Genomic DNA, 19,782 nt, shown 5'->3' with positions numbered 1-19,782 from the left:
CCATGAGCCCCGTACCGCTAACCCGGTGCGGGGCTTTTTTTGGGCCTCCACTAGTTCCTTTACCCTCTTTGTATGCAACGCGACTTCATTTTATCCTTTCTGCGTGAGCTAGCCGCGAATAACAGTAAAGCCTGGATGGATGCCCACCGAGCCGACTACCACCGGGCTCGAGCTGAATACACCGACTTTGTGGCCGAGCTGATTAGGGGCGTGCAGCAGCTGGAACCTGACCTGCTAGGCCTGACCCCATCAGACGTAATGTTTCGGATTAACAAGAACGACCGCTTTCAGCAGAGCGACGAGCCGTATAAGCGCCACATGGGAGCTGGCATCAAGCGGGGCGGCCGGCATAGCCAGTGGGCCGGCTATTTTGTAGCTGTGCAGCCCGGCGGCGAAACGTATGTGGGGGCCGGACGCTGGCAGCCCGAAGCTGAGCAACTAGCCCGCATTCGGCAGGAAATCCACTACAACCCCACTGAGTTTCATGCCTTGCGTCAGAGCCCAGAGCTATTACGCCACTTCCCTAGTGGCCTAGACATGACCCAGGCGCTTAAAACAGCTCCCAAAGGCTACGACCGCACCGACCCAGATATTGAGTGGCTGCGCCTCAAGAGCTTTTTTGTGTGGCAATCTTTCTCCGACAAGGAAGTATTACGTGCTGATTTTCCTGATCGGGTGCTGGCCGCCTGGCAAGCCGCCCAGCCCTTCGTGCATTTTTTGAACGAAGCAATGGCGGTGGAATAAGGCAAGAAGTATAGGATGATGAGATACTAGCGCATAAGCCAGCGTAGCGGCTTCCAACCACTTTGGTTAGCTCAATCACCTCAATCTTTCCACAAACAAGAAGCCCTTACTTCCGCTGAGGAAGCAAGGGCTTCTTTGGATGTTAACGTCTCGAAGACAGCAGGGACAACCTTTAAAGTTGGGCCTTCCATTTATGACAGGCCTAGGCCACTGTTCTCCTATTCTGCTGTTAGAAAAGCCCGAATAGTGTGCTGTTGATCTTGTCGATAATTACGCTCAGGTCCTCGGGGTTATGGACGTAATCAAGATTATTCACGTCTACGATGAGCAGCTTACCACTCTTGTAGTTGTTGATCCAGTGCTCGTAGTGCTCGTTGAGGTTTTTGAGATACTCAATCTTGATGTTGTTCTCGTAGTCGCGGTTACGGCGCTCAATTTGCTGTACCAGCTTGGGCAGGTCGGCACGGAGGTAGAGCAGCAAGTCTGGCGGATCTACCATGCTGATCATCGACTCAAACAGGCCCAGATAGTTATGGTAGTCCCGCTCCGACATCAGGGTTGATTGGTGCAGGTTGGCCGCGAAGATATGGGCGTCTTCGTAGATAGTGCGGTCCTGAATAACGCCTTTGCTGGCACTTTGCAGCTGTTTAATGTGCTGGGTTTGCCGGAAGCGGCTGTTGAGGAAGTACACCTGCAGGTGAAATGCCCAGCGCGGCATATCATCGTAGAAATCCTTCAGATAAGGGTTATGGTCCACATCTTCCAGAAATACCTCCCAGTTAAAATGGTGCGCCAGTTTATTGGCCAGCGTGGTTTTGCCGGCTCCGATGTTGCCGACGATTGCAATGTGCATGAGCGAAGCGCGGAGAGTGCGAGAAGTGAGCAGATTAGGTTAAGCTACAAAAGTAACGGAGTGCCCTGAATCAGCGAAGCCATTTAATAGCAGTTTTCTAATAGAAAACTAGCTATATTACTTGCTCGCTCCTGTCCCTACCGCCCGCCCCACAACCAGCTTTACCCGATGCATCGTATCCAGCTACAACACATTGGCTCCTTGCACGATGCCCACGGCAACCGCTTAGTAGAGCTGTATTACGCACCCGAGAAAGAACTACTCCACGTGGAATGGTTTGGCAACATAACCGGGCGTGAGGTTATCTATGTGGCGCAAGAATTTCTGAAGCTGCAAAAACAGATACAGGTCTCGGTGCTACTCAACGACAAAAGCAACGCCGCCGGCGACTGGACTGAGTCGATGGAATGGCTGGAGTTTGACTGGCTACCGCAGGTGTTGTGCGAGGGCTTGCGCGCGGTGGCCTACGTCTTCAGCCCCGATGCGGGAACCCACTACGTTAGCAAGGACTTTTCGGAGCGCGTGGCGCAGTACATTCCAATCAAACTGTTCTACGATGTACCCTCCGCCCGGCAGTGGCTCAACAGCCAAGTGCCCGTGCAACCTAGCGCCGACCCCGGTTTCGCGGCGCAAGCATAGGCCTATTCTCAACTTAGGAGGCTTATAATGCAAGTCGGCGGCTGCCCTTCCTGGGAGTAGCCGCCGACTTGCATTAGCGCCGCATGGCCACACTGGGTCAGCCGTTTGGTGCGTTATCTTCTACTGCTCGTTGATGGCGTCTTTCACATTGCGGGCTTTTTCCAGCGTTCGGAACTCACCTTGCAGGCTCCGGATGCGCAGGCGCTCTTCTAGGGGCAGTTCGGTGCGGACTTGCTCGTAGCGGGCATTTAGGTTGGTAAGTACGGCGCTGGCCGCACTCCAGTCGGCCGCCGTCCAATTACTTTTTTTGTCGCGCATGGTTTCTACCAAACGGTAGTACAGGTCGGGCAGCTCCGTAGCGCGGGCCCGGCTGATAACCACGTCTTCGCCAAGAAAGCGGCGCTGGGCCTGGGCCGATGTTTCGGGCCGGCGGGCGGCTTGGTCGAGGCTATCTTGCTTGGCCGACCACTTCTTGTAGCGGGTCTTTTGCGTATCGTACTCGCGTTTGCCCTCTACCGTGAGGCTGTCTACGGCCCGGTCGATGCGGCGGCTTTGGCGCTCAAACTCGGCGTTGATGCGTGGTTTTTCGCGGCGGATATCGGCCGCGGCGCGGTCTATTTTGTCATTCACCCAGTCGCTGAACACGTCCAAGTCGCGCTCTACGGCCGAGGTGGTACTCACCTTGGGGCGGGAAGTGGAGGGTGTCTTTTGCGCCACTGCCGCAGAAAGGGAGAGCAGACTGGTAGCTATTGCAAGCGGAATCTTTTTCATGAGTCGGGAGAGTGCGTGAGCGAACGGGAAATAACGGATGAGGTACACTACCCCGTATACCGTGGCTGGCAGTTTCTGTCCCAAAAACGGGCCAATCATAGGTTTGGGTTCGGTTTTGCGCGAAATAATGCCGTTTTTTGCTCGCTATGTCAGCTTCTGCCGCCGCGCCCATTACCATTCATCCGGCCACTCTGGCCGATATCCCGACCATTATTGAGCTGGCCGAAGCCACTTGGGAGCCCACCTACCGGTTCATTATTTCCAAGGAGCAAATCGACTACATGTATCGCGTTATCTACACGCCGGCTTCGCTGGAGCGGCAGATGACGGAGCAAGGCCATCAGTTTTTGCTTCTGCTGGATGAAGGCCAGCCGGGCGGATTTGCCTCCTATTCCGCCAAGCCGGAAGCAGGGGCCTATCACCTCAACAAAATATACATTCTACCCTCGCACCAAGGCCGGGGGTTTGGGCAATTGCTGATTGGGGCCGTGGAGCAAGCCGTACGCCAAGCCGGGGGCCACGTGCTAGAACTGAATGTAAACCGCCACAACCCCGCCTTAGCCTTCTATGAGCGCCAAGGCTTCCAGCGCCATCATGAGGAAGACATTCCGATTGGCCCTTACTGGATGAACGACTACGTAATGCGTAAAGAGCTTCGCTAGGCCAGTGCTAACGGTATACAGTACTGCGGCAGTTTAATAATACTGCTTCGGGGTTGCTGCCAGCACAGCCTAGGCCAGTAGCGTACCCGCCTCCCACTGCAGCTCACTGCCGTAGTTTTCATTCTTCTGTCACCACCATATCACTTCACCACCTCACTATATGGCTACCAAACTCACAGTACTCAGCAATGGCTCCCTCCGCGTAGAGGGCACCGATTTCGAACTTGTAGACGCCCAGGGACAGCCCTACGGCCTCGGCGGACGCGAACGAATCAGCATCTGCCGTTGCGGACTCTCTTCCAATAAGCCTTTCTGCGACGGTTCGCACAAAGGTCACTTCGAGCACGACGCTAAGGCGTTTGACTTGCCGGCCCCTGCCGCCCCGAAGCCAATTGCTCCGCCCACTGCTCCCGATGCCGGTGGGCAGCCTCTTGGCTAGGCCAGTTGCATGCAAAGCACAACGCCCGCTTCCGACATCCGGAAGCGGGCGTTGTGCTTTATTGATTGGCAGCTTCTACTACTGTTCTACTAGAGCCGTATTACACGCCTTGGAACAGAGAGTCAACCAAGCTCACGTACTCCTGACGAGCATCATCCTGCGATTTGCCTTTTAGGGAAGACCAGGCGTCGTACTTCGCAATGGCTTTAAAATCGAACCCACCCGGACGGTCGCCGGATACGTCGCCTTCGCTCGCTTGCTTGTAGAGGGCGTAGAGTTGCAATAATACGGTGTTGGAGGGCTTGCTGGGGAGTTGCTGAGCCCGTTGGGCAGCGGCTTCAAATTCGGCGGAGGTAGCCATGTAGTAAACTAGATAAAACAGGTGAAGTGGATTGTGAGCAGGTACGGCGGAGCCGGCCTGGAAGATACGGATTACAGCGAATTTGTGCTGCATGCAGCATTTTTTTACCGCGTATCTTCCGGCTTCTGTCCTCTACCTACGCATTTCTCCATGACCTCACCCCTACTTCGTTCTCTTACGGCCTTCATCCTCACCAGTGCCCTATGCACTGCTGCTCCGGCCTGGGCGCAAAAAACCTACCTGCACTGTGGCCGCCTCCTGGATATGCGCCAAGACCGCGCCCAAACGGAAATGACCGTGGTAGTAGAGAAGGGCCGGGTGGTGGCCGTAGAACGAGGCTACACCACTCCTGCAGGCTCCGCCGATAAGGTAATAGACCTGAAAAACCGCACTGTGCTGCCCGGCCTCATTGACTGCCACGTGCACCTGGAGAGCGAAACCAGCAAAAACAACCAACTGCAGGAGTTCACCCAAAACCCCGCCGATATTGCCTTCAGCTCCCTCGATCATGCTCGCAAAACTCTGCTTTCGGGGTTTACTACGGTGCGCGACCTGGGTGGCTCCGGCGTGAATCTGGCTTTGCGCAATGCAATTAATAAAGGCCAAGTGGTGGGCCCGCGCGTGTTTACGGCCGGCAAAGCCATTTCGGGCACCGGCGGCCACATGGACCCCACCAACGGCTACCGCCTCGACCTGATGGGTATGCCGGGCCCCGCGGATGGTGTAGCCAACGGCCCCGACCAGTGTCGCCAGGCGGTGCGCGAGCAGTACAAGCGCGGCTCCGACCTGATCAAGATTGCCTCCACGGGCGGGGTGCTTTCGGTGGCCAAAGATGGTAGCAGTGCCCAGATGACGGAAGCCGAAATTAGGGCTATTGTGGAAACGGCCCGCGACCTAGGCCTGCAGGTAGCCTGCCACGCGCACGGCGCGGAGGGCATGAAACGCGCTATCCGGGCGGGGGTGACTAGCATTGAGCACGGCACGCTCATGGACGACGAAACCATGAAGCTCATGGTGAAAAATGGCACTTGGTACGTGCCTACCATCACGGCCGGTAAATCCGTCGCCGACTCGGCCAAGATACCGAACTACTACCCGGCGCTGGTTACGCCCAAGGCCATCAGCATTGGCCCCAAGCTCCAGAGCACCTTTGGCCGGGCCTACAAAGCAGGTGTTAAGATTGCCTTCGGGACGGATGCCGCCGTATTCCGGCACGGTGTAAATGCCCTGGAGTTTCAGTACATGGTGGAAGCTGGCATGCCTGCCGTGCAGGCCTTGCGGGCAGCTACCGTGAATGCGGCCACGCTGCTAGGCCAGTCGGAAAACCTAGGTACGCTGGAGCCCGGCAAGCTGGCCGATGTGGTAGCCGTAGAAGGCGACCCTACGCAGGATATCAAAGTGATGCAGCGCGTGCGCTTTGTTATGAAGCAGGGCACCGTTTACCGGCAGGAATAACCGCCCGCACGGCCTTCTACTGGCCTAGTACCATCAAATACCTAAGCACATGTAGGCCAGTAGCAGACGGTATAAGTCCATTTAACACGTGCTCAACACAAGCTCAACCGGGCGTTATTCGTAGGCCACTTCTAAGAGGTGTCGCACAGCAGAACAGTAGCAACCCTACCCAGGGGGGCACCCGTATCCTCAGCGCTCCCCTTTTTCTGACTATGAAAAAAACGACCCCGGAAGTCCTAATCAAAGATTTTATCAAGCATAAGCTCAAGCTAGCCTTAGCCGAAAGCTGCACCTGTGGCCTTGCCGCCGCTCAACTGGCACCCGCCGAGGGCGTAAGCGAAGTGCTGCTGGGCTCCGTCGTGACGTATCATACCGATGCCAAACAACAGCTGCTCGGCGTCAAGAAGGCAACTCTCACTACCTATTCTGCCGAGAGCCAGCAGACCACCAATGAAATGGCGCTGGGTTTGCACCGCAACCTCCCCGACGCCGATGTGTGTGTGGCGGTAACGGGCTTGTGCGGCCCTGGCCAATCAGAAACCCCCGATAAGCCCGTGGGCACCGTGTTCGTGACTATTCTGTTTAAGGGCCACGCACACGAATACCGCGAGCAGTTTGATGGCAACAGTGACGCCATTCGGCAGCAGGCCACGGAGTTTATCTACCGCAAGCTGGCGGAGCTGCTAGACCGCGAGCAGGTGGCCCCAGCTACCTAGGCCGGTACCCGCCGGTTGGCCCGCCCTACCAGCATTAGCTGCAGGTTGAGGCGCACCACGTCGCCAATGCCGCGGCAGGCAGTAAACAGATCGGTGGTGTGGTGCTTGTTAAGCTCTTGTTTCAGTTGCGCTACCTTTTCAGGTGGGGATATTTCGTCCCGCCGCATGCAGTCTATAAGATCTTTGAGGCGGTAACGCTCCGAGCGTACGCGCCGCGCCATGAGGGTGCGTTCCTCGGCCTGGTACTGCCGAATGGTTTCGGGCTCCAGCAACTTACTGCACAGCATTACCACTTGGCGGTTGTCTTTGAAGTACTGGGGCATGTACATGGTTTTCTTACCCTCGTAGCTCTGCTGGTCGAAGTCGATGGCGCGCACCCGGTACTGCTCGTCCTCAAAGTCGGGGGTGACAACGATTACGTAGTTGTAGGCGCGCATATCGCCCAACAGCCGGGCAAAACACCGCTCATTAAACTTCACAAACTCCTTGGCAATGCGCACCTGATTGAGGTGGGGCCGCTGCAAATGCTCGCGGATGAAATCGTCGCCGGGAATGCCGGCAATGTGCTCCTCAATCAGCGTATCGCCGTACACGAGGTAGTTCATGCTATTGGGCGAGAGCAAGTGTTCCAGCTCTAGGCCATACACCCGTGAGGCATCGGCCCGCTTCACGTAAAAGTAATCGTAGTTGTCGTTGAGCTGATTTACGATGCGCACCCGAAACGGATTGCTGTTCCCGAAGCGACAGTAGTCGATGCGGTCAGCCAGCAAGTGGTCAGTAAACGACAGGTCGTTGCCGGTCTTAAGCAGAGCGTATACCTGGGCTAGGCCCTCACTCAGCTCCCGCAAAGCCTGCGGCTCATAAAACACGGTTTCCCACAGCGTGTCCCGCTCCTGCCGATCAAGCAGCGGAAAGCTGCCGCTGATGCGGGTGAGGTCGGCGTAGGTAATGGGCAGGCGGGTTTCCCGGTCGTAGTGGTGCAGGTACTGGCGCAGAGGCTGCCCGATGGTGTAGCTGATTTTTTTACGGGAAATAGCAGTCAACGAACAGAGGAGTTAGGTGGGCAGACAAGTATCTAACGCGGAAAAAGTAAAAAGATACGCGCTCAGACAGAGCTGGTAAGTGGTTTTCAATCACCACTTCGTCAAAAAAGACAGTTCCTGCCTCATTGAATCGTCAAATTCCCGAACTTTGTTGAGCCGCGGGGTGCGGCCTGTTTGTGCTGCCATGAAAAAACTGCTCCTCACACTTCTCGTTGTCGTATTGTGCCCGATTCTGTCGCAGGGTTGGGGCTTTTTCGGTCACCGTACCATTGCCCAGATTTCGGTGTATGCCCTGCCTGCCTCCATGCGGGGCTTCTACTACCGGCACATGGCCGAACTGGTGAAGCGCAGCACCGCAGCCGATGAGCGCCGCGAAGCCGACCCGGCCGAAGCCCCGAAGCACTTCATCGATATGGACCATTACGGCGACAATCCCTTTGGGCTGATGCCGAAGCTCTACGACAAGGCCGTGGCCAAGTACACCGCCGACACGCTGCGCAAATACGGCACTGTGCCCTGGACGGTAATGGAACTGAAGGACCAGCTTACCGACGCCTTCCGTAAGCGTGATACCGTGGCCATCGTGCGCCTTTCCGCCGACCTAGGCCACTATGTTTCTGATGCCTTTGTGCCCCTGCACACCACCGAAAACTACGACGGCCAGCTTACCAATCAGGCGGGCATTCATTCTCTGTGGGAGAGCAAGCTGCCGGAGCGCAACATTGCCAAGTACAAGCTCGATGCGGAGTCGGCTAAGTACCTGAAAGATCCGCAGTCGGATATTTGGCAGGTGGTGCAGGACTCATACGGTTTTCTGGGAGCCACCTTTGATTTCGAGGACGACCTGAACAACAAATTCACGACGGAACAGAAATACGTGTTCTCGCACAAGTACGGCAAAACCCGCCGCTCGTACTCCGATGCCTTTGCCGATGCCTACCACGAAAAAGTGGGTGGCATGGTGGCCTACCGCCTCAAGCAGGCTCCTACCATGGTAGCTTCAATGTGGCTGACGGCCTGGAAAGATGCTGGCAGCCCCGACCTCGACAACATGATGGCAAAAAAGCCTAGCAAAGCGGAAAAAGAGAAGCTGGCGGCAGAGCTTAAGGTCTGGGATAAGAATGAGCTGGTAAGCAAGCAGTTGCTGCTCTCGTTGCAGAAAGTAGAGCAAGAGGTCCGCCCCGACCTTATTAATGCCGCTCAGGATATGGCTCCCGTGCAGGAAGAGCCCGCCCCGGCTGCCACCACCCCCACCGGCTCGCCCGTGCCCGGCGCCCCAGCCGTACCGGCCGGCACCAACAAAGTGAAAGTAAAGACCAAGCCCGCGGATGCGCCCTCGCAGAAGCAGAAAGCCAAGGCCACTCCCAAAAAGAGTACCTCTGATGGCTGGGGCACACCTAGCGGCTCTGGCTGGTAGTAAAAAAACAAGCAAAAATTAAAAAGGCGGCTCCGGGTTCGGGGCCGCCTTTTTTGGGTCCAGAAACTAGGCTACTACACGAGACGAGTCAAGGTTCTCCGTAGGCGCTAGCCTCCCGAGCAGAGGGGTACTAGGCCAAGCATTCAGCAAGCTCAACAGTTTCATAACTAGCTATTTATCTATATATAATATTCGGGCTTTCATCAACTTAAGGCTTGACTGAGCCGTTAGAAAATCTCCGCTGTTTGCGGCAGTGTTCTTTTCTTACACTTAAACAGAAGGTGCTATGATTCTGCGTTATGATCGGCTGGCTGTGGAGCTGCCTAAACCCAAGAACCCTTCGCCCAACGATGCGGCGGCTATTCAGGAGCTGCTCGGTGGCAAGTATGGGGAAATGTCGACACTGATGAACTACACGTTCCAGTCGTTCAACTTCCGGGGCCGTAACCGCCTGCGTCCGTTCTACGACCTGACTTGTAGCATTGCCGCCGAGGAATACAGCCACATCGAAGCCGTATCTTACGCCATCAATCTGCTGCTAACGGGCCAAACGCCCCGCGGCAAAGACCCAGTGCCCGCTCCTTTGGCGGGCGTTGCAGATGCCCGCAACAGCTACCATTTTCTGAGCAGCGCCCAGGCCGCCTTGCCCGTCGACTCGATGGGTAACCCCTGGACGGGCCACAATGTGCACGCCAGCGGCAACCTGAAGCTGGACCTGTTGCATAACTTCTTCCTGGAATGCGGAGCCCGCGCCAACAAAATGCGGGTGTACGAAATGGTCTCGGACCCGTGCGCCCGCACCATGGTGGGCTACCTGCTGGTGCGCGGCGGCCTGCACGTAGTGGCCTACGCCAAAGCGCTGGAGAAACTCACGGGCGTGGAGGTGAGCAAGCTGGTGCCGGTGCCCGAGCTTAGCAACGACGCCTTCCCCGAAGCCAAAAAACTTCAGGATCAGCAGAAGCTGCACCTCAAGCTCTACACCTTCAGCCCCGACGATTATAAGCAAGCCGGCATCATCTGGAACGGTACTCACCCCGAGGATGGGCAGCCGCTGGAAGTAATTCAGGGCGGATTTGAAGGCGTACCGTATCCGGAACTGGAAGAGGAGCCCCAGCTCAACTCGCCGGGCGCCGACGACTACGACCCCCAAATGTTTGCTGACATTGCCAAGAAACTCGGGATAAAGCTTTAGGCCTATCGGCTACGGGCAAACGGCTATTTTTGGGTGCGGCCTTCTGCGGAAGGCCGCACCTTTTGCGTTTTGGCCCGTTTGCTACTGGCCTAGGCCATTCATCCGCCCGCTTTCTCATGAAACTCCTTTCTGCCTCGCTTCTGCTCGGCGCCACGCTAGCCTTTGCCTGCAACCGCGCCCAACCCGAAACTGCCACGGACCCGGCCGCGCCGGCCCCCATTCACGGCCCCGATCTTATGGCCCTAACCGACTCGGGCGGTGTAGCCGAGCGCCAGATACTGGCCTACGGGCAGCAGTACCCGGCCTCGGAGGTAATCATGCACACGCGCCTCGGCGATATGCGCATTCGACTTTACGATGACACTCCCCTGCACAAGGCTAACTTTTTGCTGCTCAGCCGCAAGGGCGTGTTTGATGAAACCGTGTTTCATCGGGTGGTGAAGGACTTTGCTATTCAGGGCGGCAACTCCAACTTCCGGACTATTCCGATGAAGGAGTACCACCTGAAACCAGAAATCAGGCCCAACCACTTTCACAAATACGGCGCGTTGGCCATGGCGCGCTACGATGGCGCACAAAACCCCGGCAAGCTTTCCTCCAACAATGATTTTTACATTGTGCAAGGCAAAAAGATGTCGGCTGCCGAGGCGAAGGCATCATCTCCCCGTCCCCTCACCCCCGACCAAATTCGCGCCTATACCACCATTGGCGGCACACCTGGCCTAGACGGTGAGTACACAGTTTTTGGGGAAGTAATTGACGGACTCGATGTCATCGACAAGATTGCCAATGAGCCCCTCGACCCCTACAACTGGCCTAAGAAAGACGTACGCATCAAGATGGAAGTAGTGGAGCCAAAGAAGTAGCAGGTTCCTCTCGCCAGGCTCCTGTGGCCACATCAGCCCAAACGCCCAGCACCCCTGACTAGCTCAAGGATGCTGGGCGTTTGTGCTGACGTGGCTTCGGGCTAGCTAGGGCCGGCGTACGGCAATCAGGCGCGTGTGCAGCACGTCGCCGGGCTGCTCCTGCAGTAGTTCCCGCGCTTCGGCGCGGGTGTAGGTCATGACGTTGCTGGCAGTAGTAGCGAAGAATTGAGGCGCACTCGTGTCGGCTTGGGGGTCGGTAGACTCCTGCCGGGCGGGGTACAAATCCACCTCATCCGGACGCACAGCAAACACCTGGTAGAAGTAATACCGCCGCTCGGTGGTGTTACGGGGCTGAAACTGCACCACGTACACATCGCCTACTTTGGGGTTTTGCAGTTGCGCGGAGAGCGTAGTATCTGCCGAGGCAGCTGCGGCAGTTGGAGCGGCCGTGGGCTGAGCTTCGGGCGTAGTAGCGGTGGGCTGCTCTGCAGATGGCGCAGAGTTACAGCCGCCAACCAAGGCAGCACCAGCTAGCAGCAGTGGCAAGAAGCGAGGAAGATGTAGCATAAGGCTGACTAACGAGGAACGGATAATAAACAGATACAAAAAAGGTGGCCTACGTGTAGCAGGCCACCTTTTTGTTAGTTGCTGAATCAGGCTAGGCCTACCATACTTTGGCGCGGTCGGCTTGGGCACGCACCATCTTGGCGTTGTCCTTGCAGCCGAAAGCCTCAAAGAACTCGGGCATGTTCATGAGCGGACCAACCGTACGGAACTGGCCGGGCGAGTGAGGGTCCGTCATTACTTGCTGGCGCAGGTACTCAGGGCGAGCATTGGAACGCCAGATCTGGGCCCAGGCCAGGAAGAAGCGCTGCTCGGGGGTGTAGCCATCGAATTTAGGACGGGCACCATTGCCGTACTGCTTCTGCAACTGCTTTTCGAGGGCCGTGTAGGCGATGTTGAGGCCACCTAAGTCGGCGAGGTTTTCGCCCATGGTCAGCTTGCCGTTCACGTACACCGAGTCTAGGGGCGAGAAGGCCGAGTACTGCTTGCCCACCATATCGGCGCGCTGCTCAAACTTGGCGGCATCTTCCTTGGTCCACCAGTCGCGCAGATTACCCTGCGAGTCGTACTGCCGGCCTTGGTCGTCGAAACCGTGGGTGATTTCGTGACCAATTACCGCGCCCATACCGCCGTAGTTCACGGCATCGTCGGCTTTGGGGTCGAAGAACGGGGGCTGCATGATGCCGGCCGGGAACACGATTTCGTTCATCGGTGGGTTGTAGTAGGCATTTACCGTGGGAGGCGTCATGCCCCACTCGCCGCGGTCAATGGGCTTACCGAAGTGCTTCGAGTTATCGATGCTGGCCCACTGCCGCGCCGCCAACACGTTTTTCAGGTACGACTCGCGCGAGATGTTCAGCGTTGAGTAGTCCTTCCACTTGTCGGGGTAGCCGATTTTTACGGTGAATGCATTCAGCTTCTGCAGAGCCTCCTTCTTGGTGGCGTCGCTCATCCAGTCTGATTTCTGAATGTGCTCACCCATGGCCTCGCGGATGTTGGCCACCATTTGCATGGCCTTCTGCTTGGTTTCGGGGGTGAAGGCTTTGTCTACGTACAGCTGACCGAAGGCCTCGCCCAGGGCGCGGTCGGTGGCGCTGTTCATACGCTTCCAGCGGGGCTGCTGCTTCTTAGCGCCCGTCAGCACCTGCGCAAATCGGAACGACTCGTCGCCGAACGCCTTAGGCAAAGCTGAGGTAAGCGACGAGGTCATGTGCCAGCGCAGGTAAGTTTTCAGGTCACCGAGGGGCTCCTGCTTCAGCATAGTGCTGGCCTCCTTGAAGAAAGCGGGCTGGCCTACAATAACTTCCTTAGCCGAGCCTACTTGCAGCGTCTGGAGCAACGTGGGCAGCCCCAGGTTGGGGAACTGCTTGTTGGCTTCAGCCACCGTCATTTTGTTGTAGTTGGCGTAGGGGTCACGCAGATCCACGCGGCTCTTGCTGGCTTTGGCGAGGCGCGTTTCCAGGCGCATAACCGTGGCGGCGTTCTTGGCGGCGGCAGCCTCCGAGTCGCCCATGAGCTTGAAGGTGTTCGTCAGGTAGGTGGTGTACGCCGCCCGGATGCCCTTAGAGCGGGAATCATCCTTCAGGTAGTAGTCGCGGTCGGGCAGTGAGAGGCCACCCTGCCCAAACTGCACCGCATATACGGTGCTATTCTTTTCATCCTGGCCTACGTACTCGCTGTAGAAGGCACCAGTGCCCAAGAGCTGCTGCCGCGCAATCTCGGCCTGCAAACCCTTCAGATCCTTAATGGCGGCAATGCGGTTCAGCTCGGGCTGCAGGTACTTCAGGCCGGCTTTCTCAATGGCCACGGTGTCCATGGCCGAGGCGTAGTAGTCGCCTACTTTCTGCTCATTGGAACCCTTTGCAGCCGAGGTATTCTGAGCTGCCCCTTCCAGAATCTGCCGCATTACGGCGTTGTTCTTGTCGCTAAGCTCGTTGAACGAACCCCAGCGTACTTCAGCAGCCGGAATGGGATTGTTTTTGAGCCAGTTGCCGCTGGCAAATTGGTAAAAGTCGGTGCAGGGGTCCACTGACTTATCTACGTTGGCCACGTTTAGGCCTACACCGGGCGTAATGGCTTCTTCAGCGGGAGCGGCGGGCGTTGCGGGGGTGGTAGCCGCGGTTGTAGGAGCCGCTGTCTTGCTTGAAGCACAGCCGGCCAGGGCCAAACCAGCGGCGGCTACGGCCGCCAGGGTCAGGCTATTACGGTTTTTCATAAGGAAACTGTGTGGGTTGGGGAAGTACGGAAGAAGCAACCAAGGTAAGCGAAAAAGCCCACCTGCGCAGTTGCCGTTGCCTCAGGAAAGAGGCTTTTGCGGAACGCAAAGACGTGCTAGGCCTAGAAGCGTTGCACCACATCGTCAGCTCTTGCAATTGGTCGTGCTAGGCCATCCTAAAGTGAACTTACGTGGCCTAGCGCACCATTTCGGCGGCGTACAAGTTCACAGTTCATTACTTCTCACCGTAACTTGCAGTCTATGCCGCTTTATAACCGCCGTCCCGAACCGGGGCTACCTGCTTCGCGCCCCGCAGCTCTGCCCCTGGCTGAGCTGCTGGCCCGTGTGCGGCAGACCTTGAGCGAGCGGTTTGCAGACTCTTATTGGGTGCTGGCGGAAATTGCTGACCTCACCGTTCCGCGCTTCGATGGGGCCCACTGCTACCTCACCCTCACTGACCAGCACACTACCGGCCGCGGGGCCCAGCTCAAAGCCCAGGCGCGGGCTACCATCTGGAGCCAGCGTTACCAACAGCTAGCCCCCGCTTTTGAGGAGCAGACTGGCCTAGCGCTGAAAGTAGGCCTGAAGGTGATGCTGCGCGTGCAGGTGAAGTTTCATGAGCAGTTTGGTCTTTCGCTGGATGTGGTGGCCATCGACCCCACTTATACCGTTGGTGACCTGGCCCGGCAGCGCCTCGAAACCCTACGTAAGCTGGAAGCCAAAGGCCTGCTGGAACGGCAGCGCCGCCTTACGCTGCCCATTGGGGTGCAGCGGGTGGCAGTCATCTCCTCCCCCACGGCGGCTGGCTGGCAAGACTTCGTGCAGCAGCTACGCGAGGCGCCCTACGACTTTGCCCTGACGCTGTTCCCAGCTTCTATGCAAGGCGATGAGTCGCCGGCGAGCATTCGGGCGGCGCTGGCGGCCATTAAGCTGCGCCGCCGCGAGTACGATGCCGTGGTCATTATCCGGGGCGGGGGCTCTAAAACGGATTTGCTGGCTTTTGATGATTATGGGCTGGCGGCGGCCATTGGGGCTTTCCCCCTGCCGGTACTCACCGGTATCGGCCACGAGCGGGATGAAGCGGTGGTCGACCTTACGGCGCACACTTCGCTTAAAACGCCCACTGCGGTAGCCGCTTTCCTTATTGAACGGCTCGCCCGCCTCGAAGCCGCCTTGGATGGGTACGGAGGCCGCATTCGGGAGCTAGCTCAGGCCCGCGTGCAAGACGCCGCCGACCGCCTCAACCGGCTGCTGCGCCGCGCGCATCAAAACGCCCGCCAGCAGCTTCAGGAGCACCGCGAGACGTTGCACCACCGTATTCGGTTGGCCGCCGGAGCGCCCCGCGCCCAGCTGCGTCAGCAAGAGCAACAACTTACGCGCCGCCGCCACCAGCTGCACCGGGCCGCCCGCACTGGCCTACGCAGCCAGGAAGGACGTTTGCGCACGTTTGGCCGGGCGCTAGCCCAACGCTTCCGCCGCCTACACCGCCGCCGGGGCGAGCAGTTGTTGCGCCGCCGCTATGAGCTGCAACTGGCCGTTGAACGGCGCCTGCATCAGGCCGAGTTGCGGTTGCTACAGTTGCAGGTTACGGCCTCTACTCCCCCCGTAGAACAGCCTCTTGCGCTAGTAGCCGCAAGCGCCCCTCCGTCCCGACCAAAGTCGCCGGGTGCTAATAGCTCCCGCAAAGCTGCTAGCACGCCCAGCGAAGGGCAGCTTCCCTTATTCTTGTCTTAGCGCATTCCGCATTACCCATGCCCCAGCCCATTACGTACCGCCAAGCCATCGAGGAGCTAGAGACCATTCTGCGCGCCCTCGAAACCGACTCCGTAGATGTTGACGACCTTACTGCCCGCGTTCAGCGCTCGGCTGAGCTTATTCGTCTCTGCAAGCAAAAGCTACGCTCCGCCGAATCAGCTATTGATCAGGTATTTGAGAACCTAGATGACGAGGATGACTCCGACGAACTAGACGAGGAATAAAACAGCCAGTGGCCTAGAAACGGCCTGAGGAAGACTAAGAAAATGGGTGCCGACACAAGGCAGTTCCATTTCCTTGGGCCTTCTTCAGGCCGTTTGTTTTGCTAGGCCACTCCCTGGGCCAAACCTAGCGCAGTACTATTTTGCGCTTGGGAGTCCCATATATTTGTCTGTTTTAATTTTTCACACCCTTTGCCGCACCTATGAAGTCAAGTTCTACTGATCCTTCTTCTGAACTCAGCCAAGCCAGCCAATGGACCCGCAACTATCGCAACCAACATCCCGATGCTCCTAAGGGCCATTGCATCAAAAAGCAGCAGTTGGAAGCCATCCTGAACCAGCCAGGCTGCGAGGGCATTCGGGTGTACTATGGCCTAGATGAGCAGGGAAACCGCAAGCTGATTTTAGTGGGCATTGATGCAGACGAAAACGATATCATCACCGAGACGGGCATAACCAGTGCCTTGCGGGCCGCCGAAGTTACTGACGGAGCATCTGAGCCCTCATCAACCTCGGTTGTCACCGATCTGCCCCCCTGCCCTCCTTGCTGCAGCATCGAGAACCCCCTGAATTCATAAGAACCCGCGATTGGTACCTTCCTGGATAATTCGTGTGGGTATCTACAGCGACTTGGTCGTGTACTGCTCCATGCTCATTCCGCTCGGAATGGCATGGAGCCGTCGGGACTATCTCACGGGCAGCCTACGCACTTTAGCCATTTTGCCCGCCTTCTTCTTTGTTTCCTATTGGTTGATGCAGCTCGGCATTTACCTGTGGCGCTACAACTTACCCATTGCCCATCTGAGCACATTTACCGAATCACTTATTTATCTGAAGGTATTCCACGATGCCTTCAATCGCCCAAAACAGCAAAAAATCATCCGGGGCCTCACAGTTGCTTTTATTGTGTTTGCGCTTCTAGATTCGTTTTACTTAGAAGGTTTTCAGCAAATAAACTCCTACACCAATTTAGCCGAGAGCATTTTGATAACAGGGCTTATTCTGGCCTACTTTGAAGAAGTAATATTCTCTCAGCACCACGCTCGGCTGCTGCACTTGCCGCTTTTTAATGCTTCCATTGGCATATTGCTGTATTTGGCCGGCACCATTACCGTCTTTCTTTTTACAAATCAGTTTATTGCCACCAACGACGAGCTGCACACCCGATTGGTTTATTTATTAAGCAGTGTACTAGTCTTTATCTTGGCGTTGCTGCTTACCCGAACCTTTTATCTAGTTCGCCCTTCTGTGGCTACATCACAGCACTAACTTGGTTGAGGTGTAGGCCTATACCTCCTCCTACGTGCGGCTGCTTAGGTGTAAAACGGCCATCTATCGTGTCAGTACTATATCGGGTACTGCGGAGGTATGTAGTCAGATAAAACCCTGTATCTTCGGCAGCTGAATATTCTACTGGTCGCCGCTTTATTCTAATGCCCGACGCGCTTATCCCGTTGGTTCTCGTTACGCCTATCCTGCTGCTGCTGGCGCTGGGCATAGTGGGCTTTGTAGTGCGCTACCAACGTCGTTTGTTGCAGCAACAGCAGGAGCTACGGGCGCTGCAGGAGGTGGCTCAGCAGCAAGCACTAGAAGCGGCCTTGCTGGCGCAAGAGGAAGAACGCCGCCGCATTGCTGGCGACCTGCACGACGGCGTGGGTACTACCCTGGCCATTGTAAAGCTGCACCTCAACATTCTGGCCCAACCTGAGCTAACCCAGGAAGCCTCGGCCCTGCTGGATCAGGCTATCAGCGAGGTGCGGCGCATTTCGCGCAATCTGTTGCCGGCCGCCCTGCAAAAATTTGGGCTTTCCTTCGCGCTTGATGCCCTGGCCCGCACCATGCCCGCCGATGGGCCTACCCACGTGGTGCTGGAGCAATTAGGCAACCCGCGCCGCCTCGATCCGAAGTATGAGCTTATTGTGTACCGGGTGGTGCAGGAGCTACTGGGCAACGGCCTACGCCATGCCCACGCCGCGCATATTGAGGTGAAAGTAGAATTCGGTATTGATCATCTATCTATTCATTACACCGACAACGGCATTGGCTTTGACCCCACCGTGGTGGAAGCCCAACCTGCTCCTGGCGTGCGTACTGGCCTAGGCCTCACCAACCTACGCAGCCGCGTGGCCGTACTACGCGGAACCCTCCGCCACGAGTCGGCTGCAGGAGAAGGGAGCCGTGTTTGGATTTCCTTACCTATCCCGTATCTTACTAGTAGCCAGCCCTCCACTCTCACCTTTGCATGACCACACCCCCGATTCGTCTGGCCGTTGTTGACGACCATATTCTGTTTCGCAAGGGCTTAAGCGCCCTAATCAGCGGCTTTCCCAACATGGAGGTGGCCTTTGAGGCTGGCGACGGGCAAGAGGCCTTGGAGCGCCTCGACCAAGGTATTGTGCCCGATGTAGTGCTGATGGACTTGCAGATGCCCGTGCTAGATGGCCTGCAAACCGTGCGCCTGCTACGCGTGCAGTACCCACAAGTCAGGACCATTATCATCTCCATGCACGACGAGCCTGAGCTGATTGACAGCCTACGGGCCGAAGGAGCACACGGCTACCTGCTCAAAAATGCTAGTCCGGAGGAAGTACACCGCGCTATTCTGGCCGTGCTAGGCCAGGACACACGTGCCAACCGCATTATTTCGGCTCGGTTTTAAGCGCCTGTGAGTGGCCTAGCGCCCTGGCTTGCTGCTTAGCTGATACCTTACATGGCCTACGCGGCCTACTTCCTGCCAAGCCCAGGGAGGGGGCCGCGTAGGCCACTTGCTTTGTCAGGAGTACTTATTCCAGCTCTTGGGCGGGGTCCCAGAAAAGCCGTTTAAACTCTACCACTTGGTCATTTTCTACGCGTACTCCCTCGGCCTCCAGGGCTTCCTGCATGGCCGTTGGGGTTGAAAAGTGGTGCCGCCCGGTCAGCAGGCCATTTCGGTTTACCACGCGTTGGGCGGGCACTTTCTCTAGGCCTAGTGCTGGGGCCGCCGCAATGAGAGCATACCCCACCATGCGCGCCCCATGCCGCGCTCCTAAGTAGTGGGCAATGGCCCCGTATGTGCTCACGCGACCTGGCGGAATCAGCCGTACTACCTCGTGCACATCCTGAAAAAAATTACGGCCTTCGTTGGAAGGCGCATCGGAAGATTTCATGAGGGCAAGATACGGCTAAACTACTCCCCAAGATATTCCCTAAATCAAGCTCAACGGTATTAAAAAGCCCGATTTTTATATCAACCCCTGTGCAAAAGCACCCGTAAGAAAACACGCTGTACCCCGAGGGGGCAAGCATATTTTCTTGTTCTTTTCTACCCTTCACCTACCTAGCTATGTTTGACAAAATGGAAACCCTGGAAGACCTCTTCCAACACGAGCTAAAAGATCTGTATAGCGCCGAAAACCAACTGGTGAAAGCGCTGCCCCAAATGGCTGCCGCCGCGAAGGATGGCCGCTTGCGCGCTGGCATCGAGCGTCACCTGAAGGAGACGCAACAGCAAGTTGAGCGCCTAGAGCGTATTGGCAAATCCATGGATATCGACTTGGATGGTGAAACCTGCAAGGCCATGGAAGGCCTAATCAAGGAAGGACAAAAAACGCTTTCTGAGCGCGCCACCGATGAAGTAATGGATGCCGCCATCATTGCCGCTTCGCAGCGCATTGAGCACTACGAAATTTCCGGATACGGCACAGCAGCTCATTACGCCGAGCGCTTGGGCTACGACGAGGCCGCTCAGCTCCTGCGCCAGACGCTAGATGAAGAGCAACTCACCGATACCAAGCTAAATGACTTGGCGAAGTCCTATATCAACCAAAAAGCCATGTAGGAAGCGGTGGCGCCTAGTTCTGCTAGCCAGGGCACAGATCAGCCACCTTTCT

Annotated in this window: 23 protein-coding genes; 16 read left to right on the top strand and 7 right to left on the bottom strand. The window is 56.9% G+C overall.

Going from position 1 to position 19,782, the window contains the following annotated elements:
- Window positions 1–72 precede the first annotated feature (72 nt).
- Complete coding sequence (locus EU556_RS10065) at window positions 73–744, top strand: DUF2461 domain-containing protein (RefSeq protein ID WP_135433748.1); 672 nt, start codon at window positions 73–75, stop codon at window positions 742–744.
- 229 nt (window positions 745–973) lie between these two features.
- On the opposite strand, the gene EU556_RS10060 is transcribed toward EU556_RS10065, so the two are convergent.
- Window positions 974–1,597 (bottom strand): deoxynucleoside kinase, encoded by a 624-nt coding sequence (locus EU556_RS10060; protein ID WP_135433746.1) that lies wholly within the window; start codon window positions 1,595–1,597, stop codon window positions 974–976.
- Window positions 1,598–1,765: 168 nt separating this feature from the next.
- On the opposite strand from EU556_RS10060, the gene EU556_RS10055 reads away from it, so the two are divergent.
- A complete protein-coding gene (locus tag EU556_RS10055) occupies window positions 1,766–2,236 on the top strand; it encodes a hypothetical protein (RefSeq protein WP_135433744.1) in 471 nt (156 codons plus the stop codon).
- Between the two features lie 120 nt (window positions 2,237–2,356).
- Here the strand turns inward: EU556_RS10055 and EU556_RS10050 are convergent, their stop codons facing one another.
- Entirely contained in the window at window positions 2,357–3,007 is a 651-nt protein-coding gene (locus EU556_RS10050; RefSeq protein WP_135433742.1) for a DUF6565 domain-containing protein, read from the bottom strand.
- A 146-nt stretch (window positions 3,008–3,153) separates the two neighbouring features.
- On the opposite strand from EU556_RS10050, the gene EU556_RS10045 reads away from it, so the two are divergent.
- A complete protein-coding gene (locus EU556_RS10045) occupies window positions 3,154–3,669 on the top strand; it encodes a GNAT family N-acetyltransferase (protein WP_135433740.1) in 516 nt (171 codons plus the stop codon).
- A gap of 160 nt (window positions 3,670–3,829) precedes the next feature.
- Entirely contained in the window at window positions 3,830–4,108 is a 279-nt protein-coding gene (locus EU556_RS10040) for a CDGSH iron-sulfur domain-containing protein (protein ID WP_245327556.1), read from the top strand.
- A 100-nt stretch (window positions 4,109–4,208) separates the two neighbouring features.
- On the opposite strand, the gene EU556_RS10035 is transcribed toward EU556_RS10040, so the two are convergent.
- The gene (locus EU556_RS10035) at window positions 4,209–4,469 is read right to left on the bottom strand and encodes an acyl-CoA-binding protein (protein WP_135433738.1); all 261 of its coding nucleotides are present in this window, start codon (window positions 4,467–4,469) and stop codon (window positions 4,209–4,211) included.
- Between the two features lie 150 nt (window positions 4,470–4,619).
- On the opposite strand from EU556_RS10035, the gene EU556_RS10030 reads away from it, so the two are divergent.
- Window positions 4,620–5,924 (top strand): amidohydrolase family protein, encoded by a 1,305-nt coding sequence (locus EU556_RS10030; RefSeq protein ID WP_135433737.1) that lies wholly within the window; start codon window positions 4,620–4,622, stop codon window positions 5,922–5,924.
- 212 nt (window positions 5,925–6,136) lie between these two features.
- Window positions 6,137–6,640 (top strand): CinA family protein, encoded by a 504-nt coding sequence (locus tag EU556_RS10025; RefSeq protein WP_135433735.1) that lies wholly within the window; start codon window positions 6,137–6,139, stop codon window positions 6,638–6,640.
- On the opposite strand, the gene EU556_RS10020 is transcribed toward EU556_RS10025, so the two are convergent.
- On the bottom strand, window positions 6,637–7,683 hold the full coding sequence (locus tag EU556_RS10020) for a hypothetical protein (RefSeq protein ID WP_135433733.1): 1,047 nt from the start codon (window positions 7,681–7,683) through the stop codon (window positions 6,637–6,639). The genes EU556_RS10025 and EU556_RS10020 overlap by 4 nt on opposite strands.
- Window positions 7,684–7,867: 184 nt before the next feature.
- Between EU556_RS10020 and EU556_RS10015 the strand changes: the two genes are divergently transcribed.
- The 3 genes from EU556_RS10015 (at window position 7,868) to EU556_RS10005 (ending at window position 11,158) form a co-directional block, all read left to right on the top strand.
- A complete protein-coding gene (locus EU556_RS10015; protein ID WP_135433732.1) occupies window positions 7,868–9,100 on the top strand; it encodes a S1/P1 nuclease in 1,233 nt (410 codons plus the stop codon).
- A gap of 286 nt (window positions 9,101–9,386) precedes the next feature.
- Complete coding sequence (locus EU556_RS10010) at window positions 9,387–10,292, top strand: manganese catalase family protein (RefSeq protein WP_135433730.1); 906 nt, start codon at window positions 9,387–9,389, stop codon at window positions 10,290–10,292.
- Window positions 10,293–10,408: 116 nt separating this feature from the next.
- Window positions 10,409–11,158, top strand: a complete 750-nt coding sequence (locus EU556_RS10005; RefSeq protein ID WP_135433729.1) for a peptidylprolyl isomerase — start codon at window positions 10,409–10,411, stop codon at window positions 11,156–11,158.
- A 105-nt stretch (window positions 11,159–11,263) separates the two neighbouring features.
- Here EU556_RS10005 and EU556_RS10000 read toward each other — a convergent pair whose 3' ends face one another.
- Both EU556_RS10000 and EU556_RS09995 read right to left on the bottom strand, forming a co-directional pair.
- Window positions 11,264–11,725: a hypothetical protein gene (locus EU556_RS10000; RefSeq protein WP_135433727.1), complete on the bottom strand. Its 462-nt coding sequence runs from the start codon at window positions 11,723–11,725 to the stop codon at window positions 11,264–11,266.
- Between the two features lie 97 nt (window positions 11,726–11,822).
- Window positions 11,823–13,937: a M13 family metallopeptidase gene (locus EU556_RS09995; RefSeq protein WP_135433725.1), complete on the bottom strand. Its 2,115-nt coding sequence runs from the start codon at window positions 13,935–13,937 to the stop codon at window positions 11,823–11,825.
- Window positions 13,938–14,198: 261 nt separating this feature from the next.
- Here EU556_RS09995 and xseA point away from each other — a divergent pair, with 261 nt between their 5' ends.
- The 6 genes from xseA to EU556_RS09965 all read left to right on the top strand — a co-directional run bounded on the left by xseA (window position 14,199) and on the right by EU556_RS09965 (window position 18,572).
- Complete coding sequence (xseA, locus tag EU556_RS09990) at window positions 14,199–15,671, top strand: exodeoxyribonuclease VII large subunit (protein WP_135433723.1); 1,473 nt, start codon at window positions 14,199–14,201, stop codon at window positions 15,669–15,671.
- Window positions 15,672–15,688: 17 nt separating this feature from the next.
- On the top strand, window positions 15,689–15,916 hold the full coding sequence (gene xseB / locus EU556_RS09985) for an exodeoxyribonuclease VII small subunit (protein ID WP_135433721.1): 228 nt from the start codon (window positions 15,689–15,691) through the stop codon (window positions 15,914–15,916).
- Between the two features lie 200 nt (window positions 15,917–16,116).
- Window positions 16,117–16,491 (top strand): hypothetical protein, encoded by a 375-nt coding sequence (locus tag EU556_RS09980; protein WP_135433719.1) that lies wholly within the window; start codon window positions 16,117–16,119, stop codon window positions 16,489–16,491.
- Between the two features lie 70 nt (window positions 16,492–16,561).
- The gene (locus EU556_RS09975; protein WP_135433718.1) at window positions 16,562–17,182 is read left to right on the top strand and encodes a hypothetical protein; all 621 of its coding nucleotides are present in this window, start codon (window positions 16,562–16,564) and stop codon (window positions 17,180–17,182) included.
- Window positions 17,183–17,346: 164 nt separating this feature from the next.
- Entirely contained in the window at window positions 17,347–18,159 is an 813-nt protein-coding gene (locus EU556_RS09970) for a sensor histidine kinase (RefSeq protein WP_135433716.1), read from the top strand.
- Window positions 18,156–18,572: a response regulator gene (locus tag EU556_RS09965; RefSeq protein WP_135433714.1), complete on the top strand. Its 417-nt coding sequence runs from the start codon at window positions 18,156–18,158 to the stop codon at window positions 18,570–18,572. Before EU556_RS09970 ends, EU556_RS09965 begins: the two co-directional genes overlap by 4 nt.
- Before the next feature lie 124 nt (window positions 18,573–18,696).
- On the opposite strand, the gene EU556_RS09960 is transcribed toward EU556_RS09965, so the two are convergent.
- The gene (locus EU556_RS09960) at window positions 18,697–19,059 is read right to left on the bottom strand and encodes an MGMT family protein (protein ID WP_135433712.1); all 363 of its coding nucleotides are present in this window, start codon (window positions 19,057–19,059) and stop codon (window positions 18,697–18,699) included.
- 176 nt (window positions 19,060–19,235) lie between these two features.
- On the opposite strand from EU556_RS09960, the gene EU556_RS09955 reads away from it, so the two are divergent.
- Complete coding sequence (locus EU556_RS09955; RefSeq protein ID WP_210116257.1) at window positions 19,236–19,730, top strand: YciE/YciF ferroxidase family protein; 495 nt, start codon at window positions 19,236–19,238, stop codon at window positions 19,728–19,730.
- Window positions 19,731–19,782: the final 52 nt, after the last annotated feature.

Source organism: Hymenobacter fodinae, from assembly GCF_004745825.1.
Classification (GTDB): Bacteria; Bacteroidota; Bacteroidia; order Cytophagales; family Hymenobacteraceae; genus Hymenobacter; species Hymenobacter fodinae.
The sequence above is the reverse complement of the archived record's forward strand: the minus strand, read 5'-3'. Positions and strand labels throughout refer to the sequence as shown.

What these genes read in the sequence shown, in the direction of transcription:
- EU556_RS10030 (WP_135433737.1), top strand. Translation starts at nt 4,620, where the DNA reads ATGACCTCACCCCTACTTCGTTCTCTTACGGCCTTCATCCTCACCAGT.
- EU556_RS09980 (WP_135433719.1), top strand. Translation starts at nt 16,117, where the DNA reads ATGAAGTCAAGTTCTACTGATCCTTCTTCTGAACTCAGCCAAGCCAGC.
- EU556_RS10055 (WP_135433744.1), top strand. Translation starts at nt 1,766, where the DNA reads ATGCATCGTATCCAGCTACAACACATTGGCTCCTTGCACGATGCCCAC.
- EU556_RS10045 (WP_135433740.1), top strand. Translation starts at nt 3,154, where the DNA reads ATGTCAGCTTCTGCCGCCGCGCCCATTACCATTCATCCGGCCACTCTG.
- EU556_RS10015 (WP_135433732.1), top strand. Translation starts at nt 7,868, where the DNA reads ATGAAAAAACTGCTCCTCACACTTCTCGTTGTCGTATTGTGCCCGATT.
- EU556_RS09965 (WP_135433714.1), top strand. Translation starts at nt 18,156, where the DNA reads ATGACCACACCCCCGATTCGTCTGGCCGTTGTTGACGACCATATTCTG.
- EU556_RS09955 (WP_210116257.1), top strand. Translation starts at nt 19,236, where the DNA reads ATGTTTGACAAAATGGAAACCCTGGAAGACCTCTTCCAACACGAGCTA.
- EU556_RS10040 (WP_245327556.1), top strand. Translation starts at nt 3,830, where the DNA reads ATGGCTACCAAACTCACAGTACTCAGCAATGGCTCCCTCCGCGTAGAG.
- xseA (WP_135433723.1), top strand. Translation starts at nt 14,199, where the DNA reads ATGCCGCTTTATAACCGCCGTCCCGAACCGGGGCTACCTGCTTCGCGC.
- EU556_RS10050 (WP_135433742.1), bottom strand. Translation starts at nt 3,007, where the DNA reads ATGAAAAAGATTCCGCTTGCAATAGCTACCAGTCTGCTCTCCCTTTCT.
- EU556_RS09995 (WP_135433725.1), bottom strand. Translation starts at nt 13,937, where the DNA reads ATGAAAAACCGTAATAGCCTGACCCTGGCGGCCGTAGCCGCCGCTGGT.
- EU556_RS10060 (WP_135433746.1), bottom strand. Translation starts at nt 1,597, where the DNA reads ATGCACATTGCAATCGTCGGCAACATCGGAGCCGGCAAAACCACGCTG.
- EU556_RS10005 (WP_135433729.1), top strand. Translation starts at nt 10,409, where the DNA reads ATGAAACTCCTTTCTGCCTCGCTTCTGCTCGGCGCCACGCTAGCCTTT.
- EU556_RS09975 (WP_135433718.1), top strand. Translation starts at nt 16,562, where the DNA reads ATGCTCATTCCGCTCGGAATGGCATGGAGCCGTCGGGACTATCTCACG.
- EU556_RS10010 (WP_135433730.1), top strand. Translation starts at nt 9,387, where the DNA reads ATGATTCTGCGTTATGATCGGCTGGCTGTGGAGCTGCCTAAACCCAAG.
- xseB (WP_135433721.1), top strand. Translation starts at nt 15,689, where the DNA reads ATGCCCCAGCCCATTACGTACCGCCAAGCCATCGAGGAGCTAGAGACC.
- EU556_RS10025 (WP_135433735.1), top strand. Translation starts at nt 6,137, where the DNA reads ATGAAAAAAACGACCCCGGAAGTCCTAATCAAAGATTTTATCAAGCAT.
- EU556_RS10035 (WP_135433738.1), bottom strand. Translation starts at nt 4,469, where the DNA reads ATGGCTACCTCCGCCGAATTTGAAGCCGCTGCCCAACGGGCTCAGCAA.
- EU556_RS09960 (WP_135433712.1), bottom strand. Translation starts at nt 19,059, where the DNA reads ATGAAATCTTCCGATGCGCCTTCCAACGAAGGCCGTAATTTTTTTCAG.
- EU556_RS10065 (WP_135433748.1), top strand. Translation starts at nt 73, where the DNA reads ATGCAACGCGACTTCATTTTATCCTTTCTGCGTGAGCTAGCCGCGAAT.
- EU556_RS09970 (WP_135433716.1), top strand. Translation starts at nt 17,347, where the DNA reads ATGCCCGACGCGCTTATCCCGTTGGTTCTCGTTACGCCTATCCTGCTG.
- EU556_RS10000 (WP_135433727.1), bottom strand. Translation starts at nt 11,725, where the DNA reads ATGCTACATCTTCCTCGCTTCTTGCCACTGCTGCTAGCTGGTGCTGCC.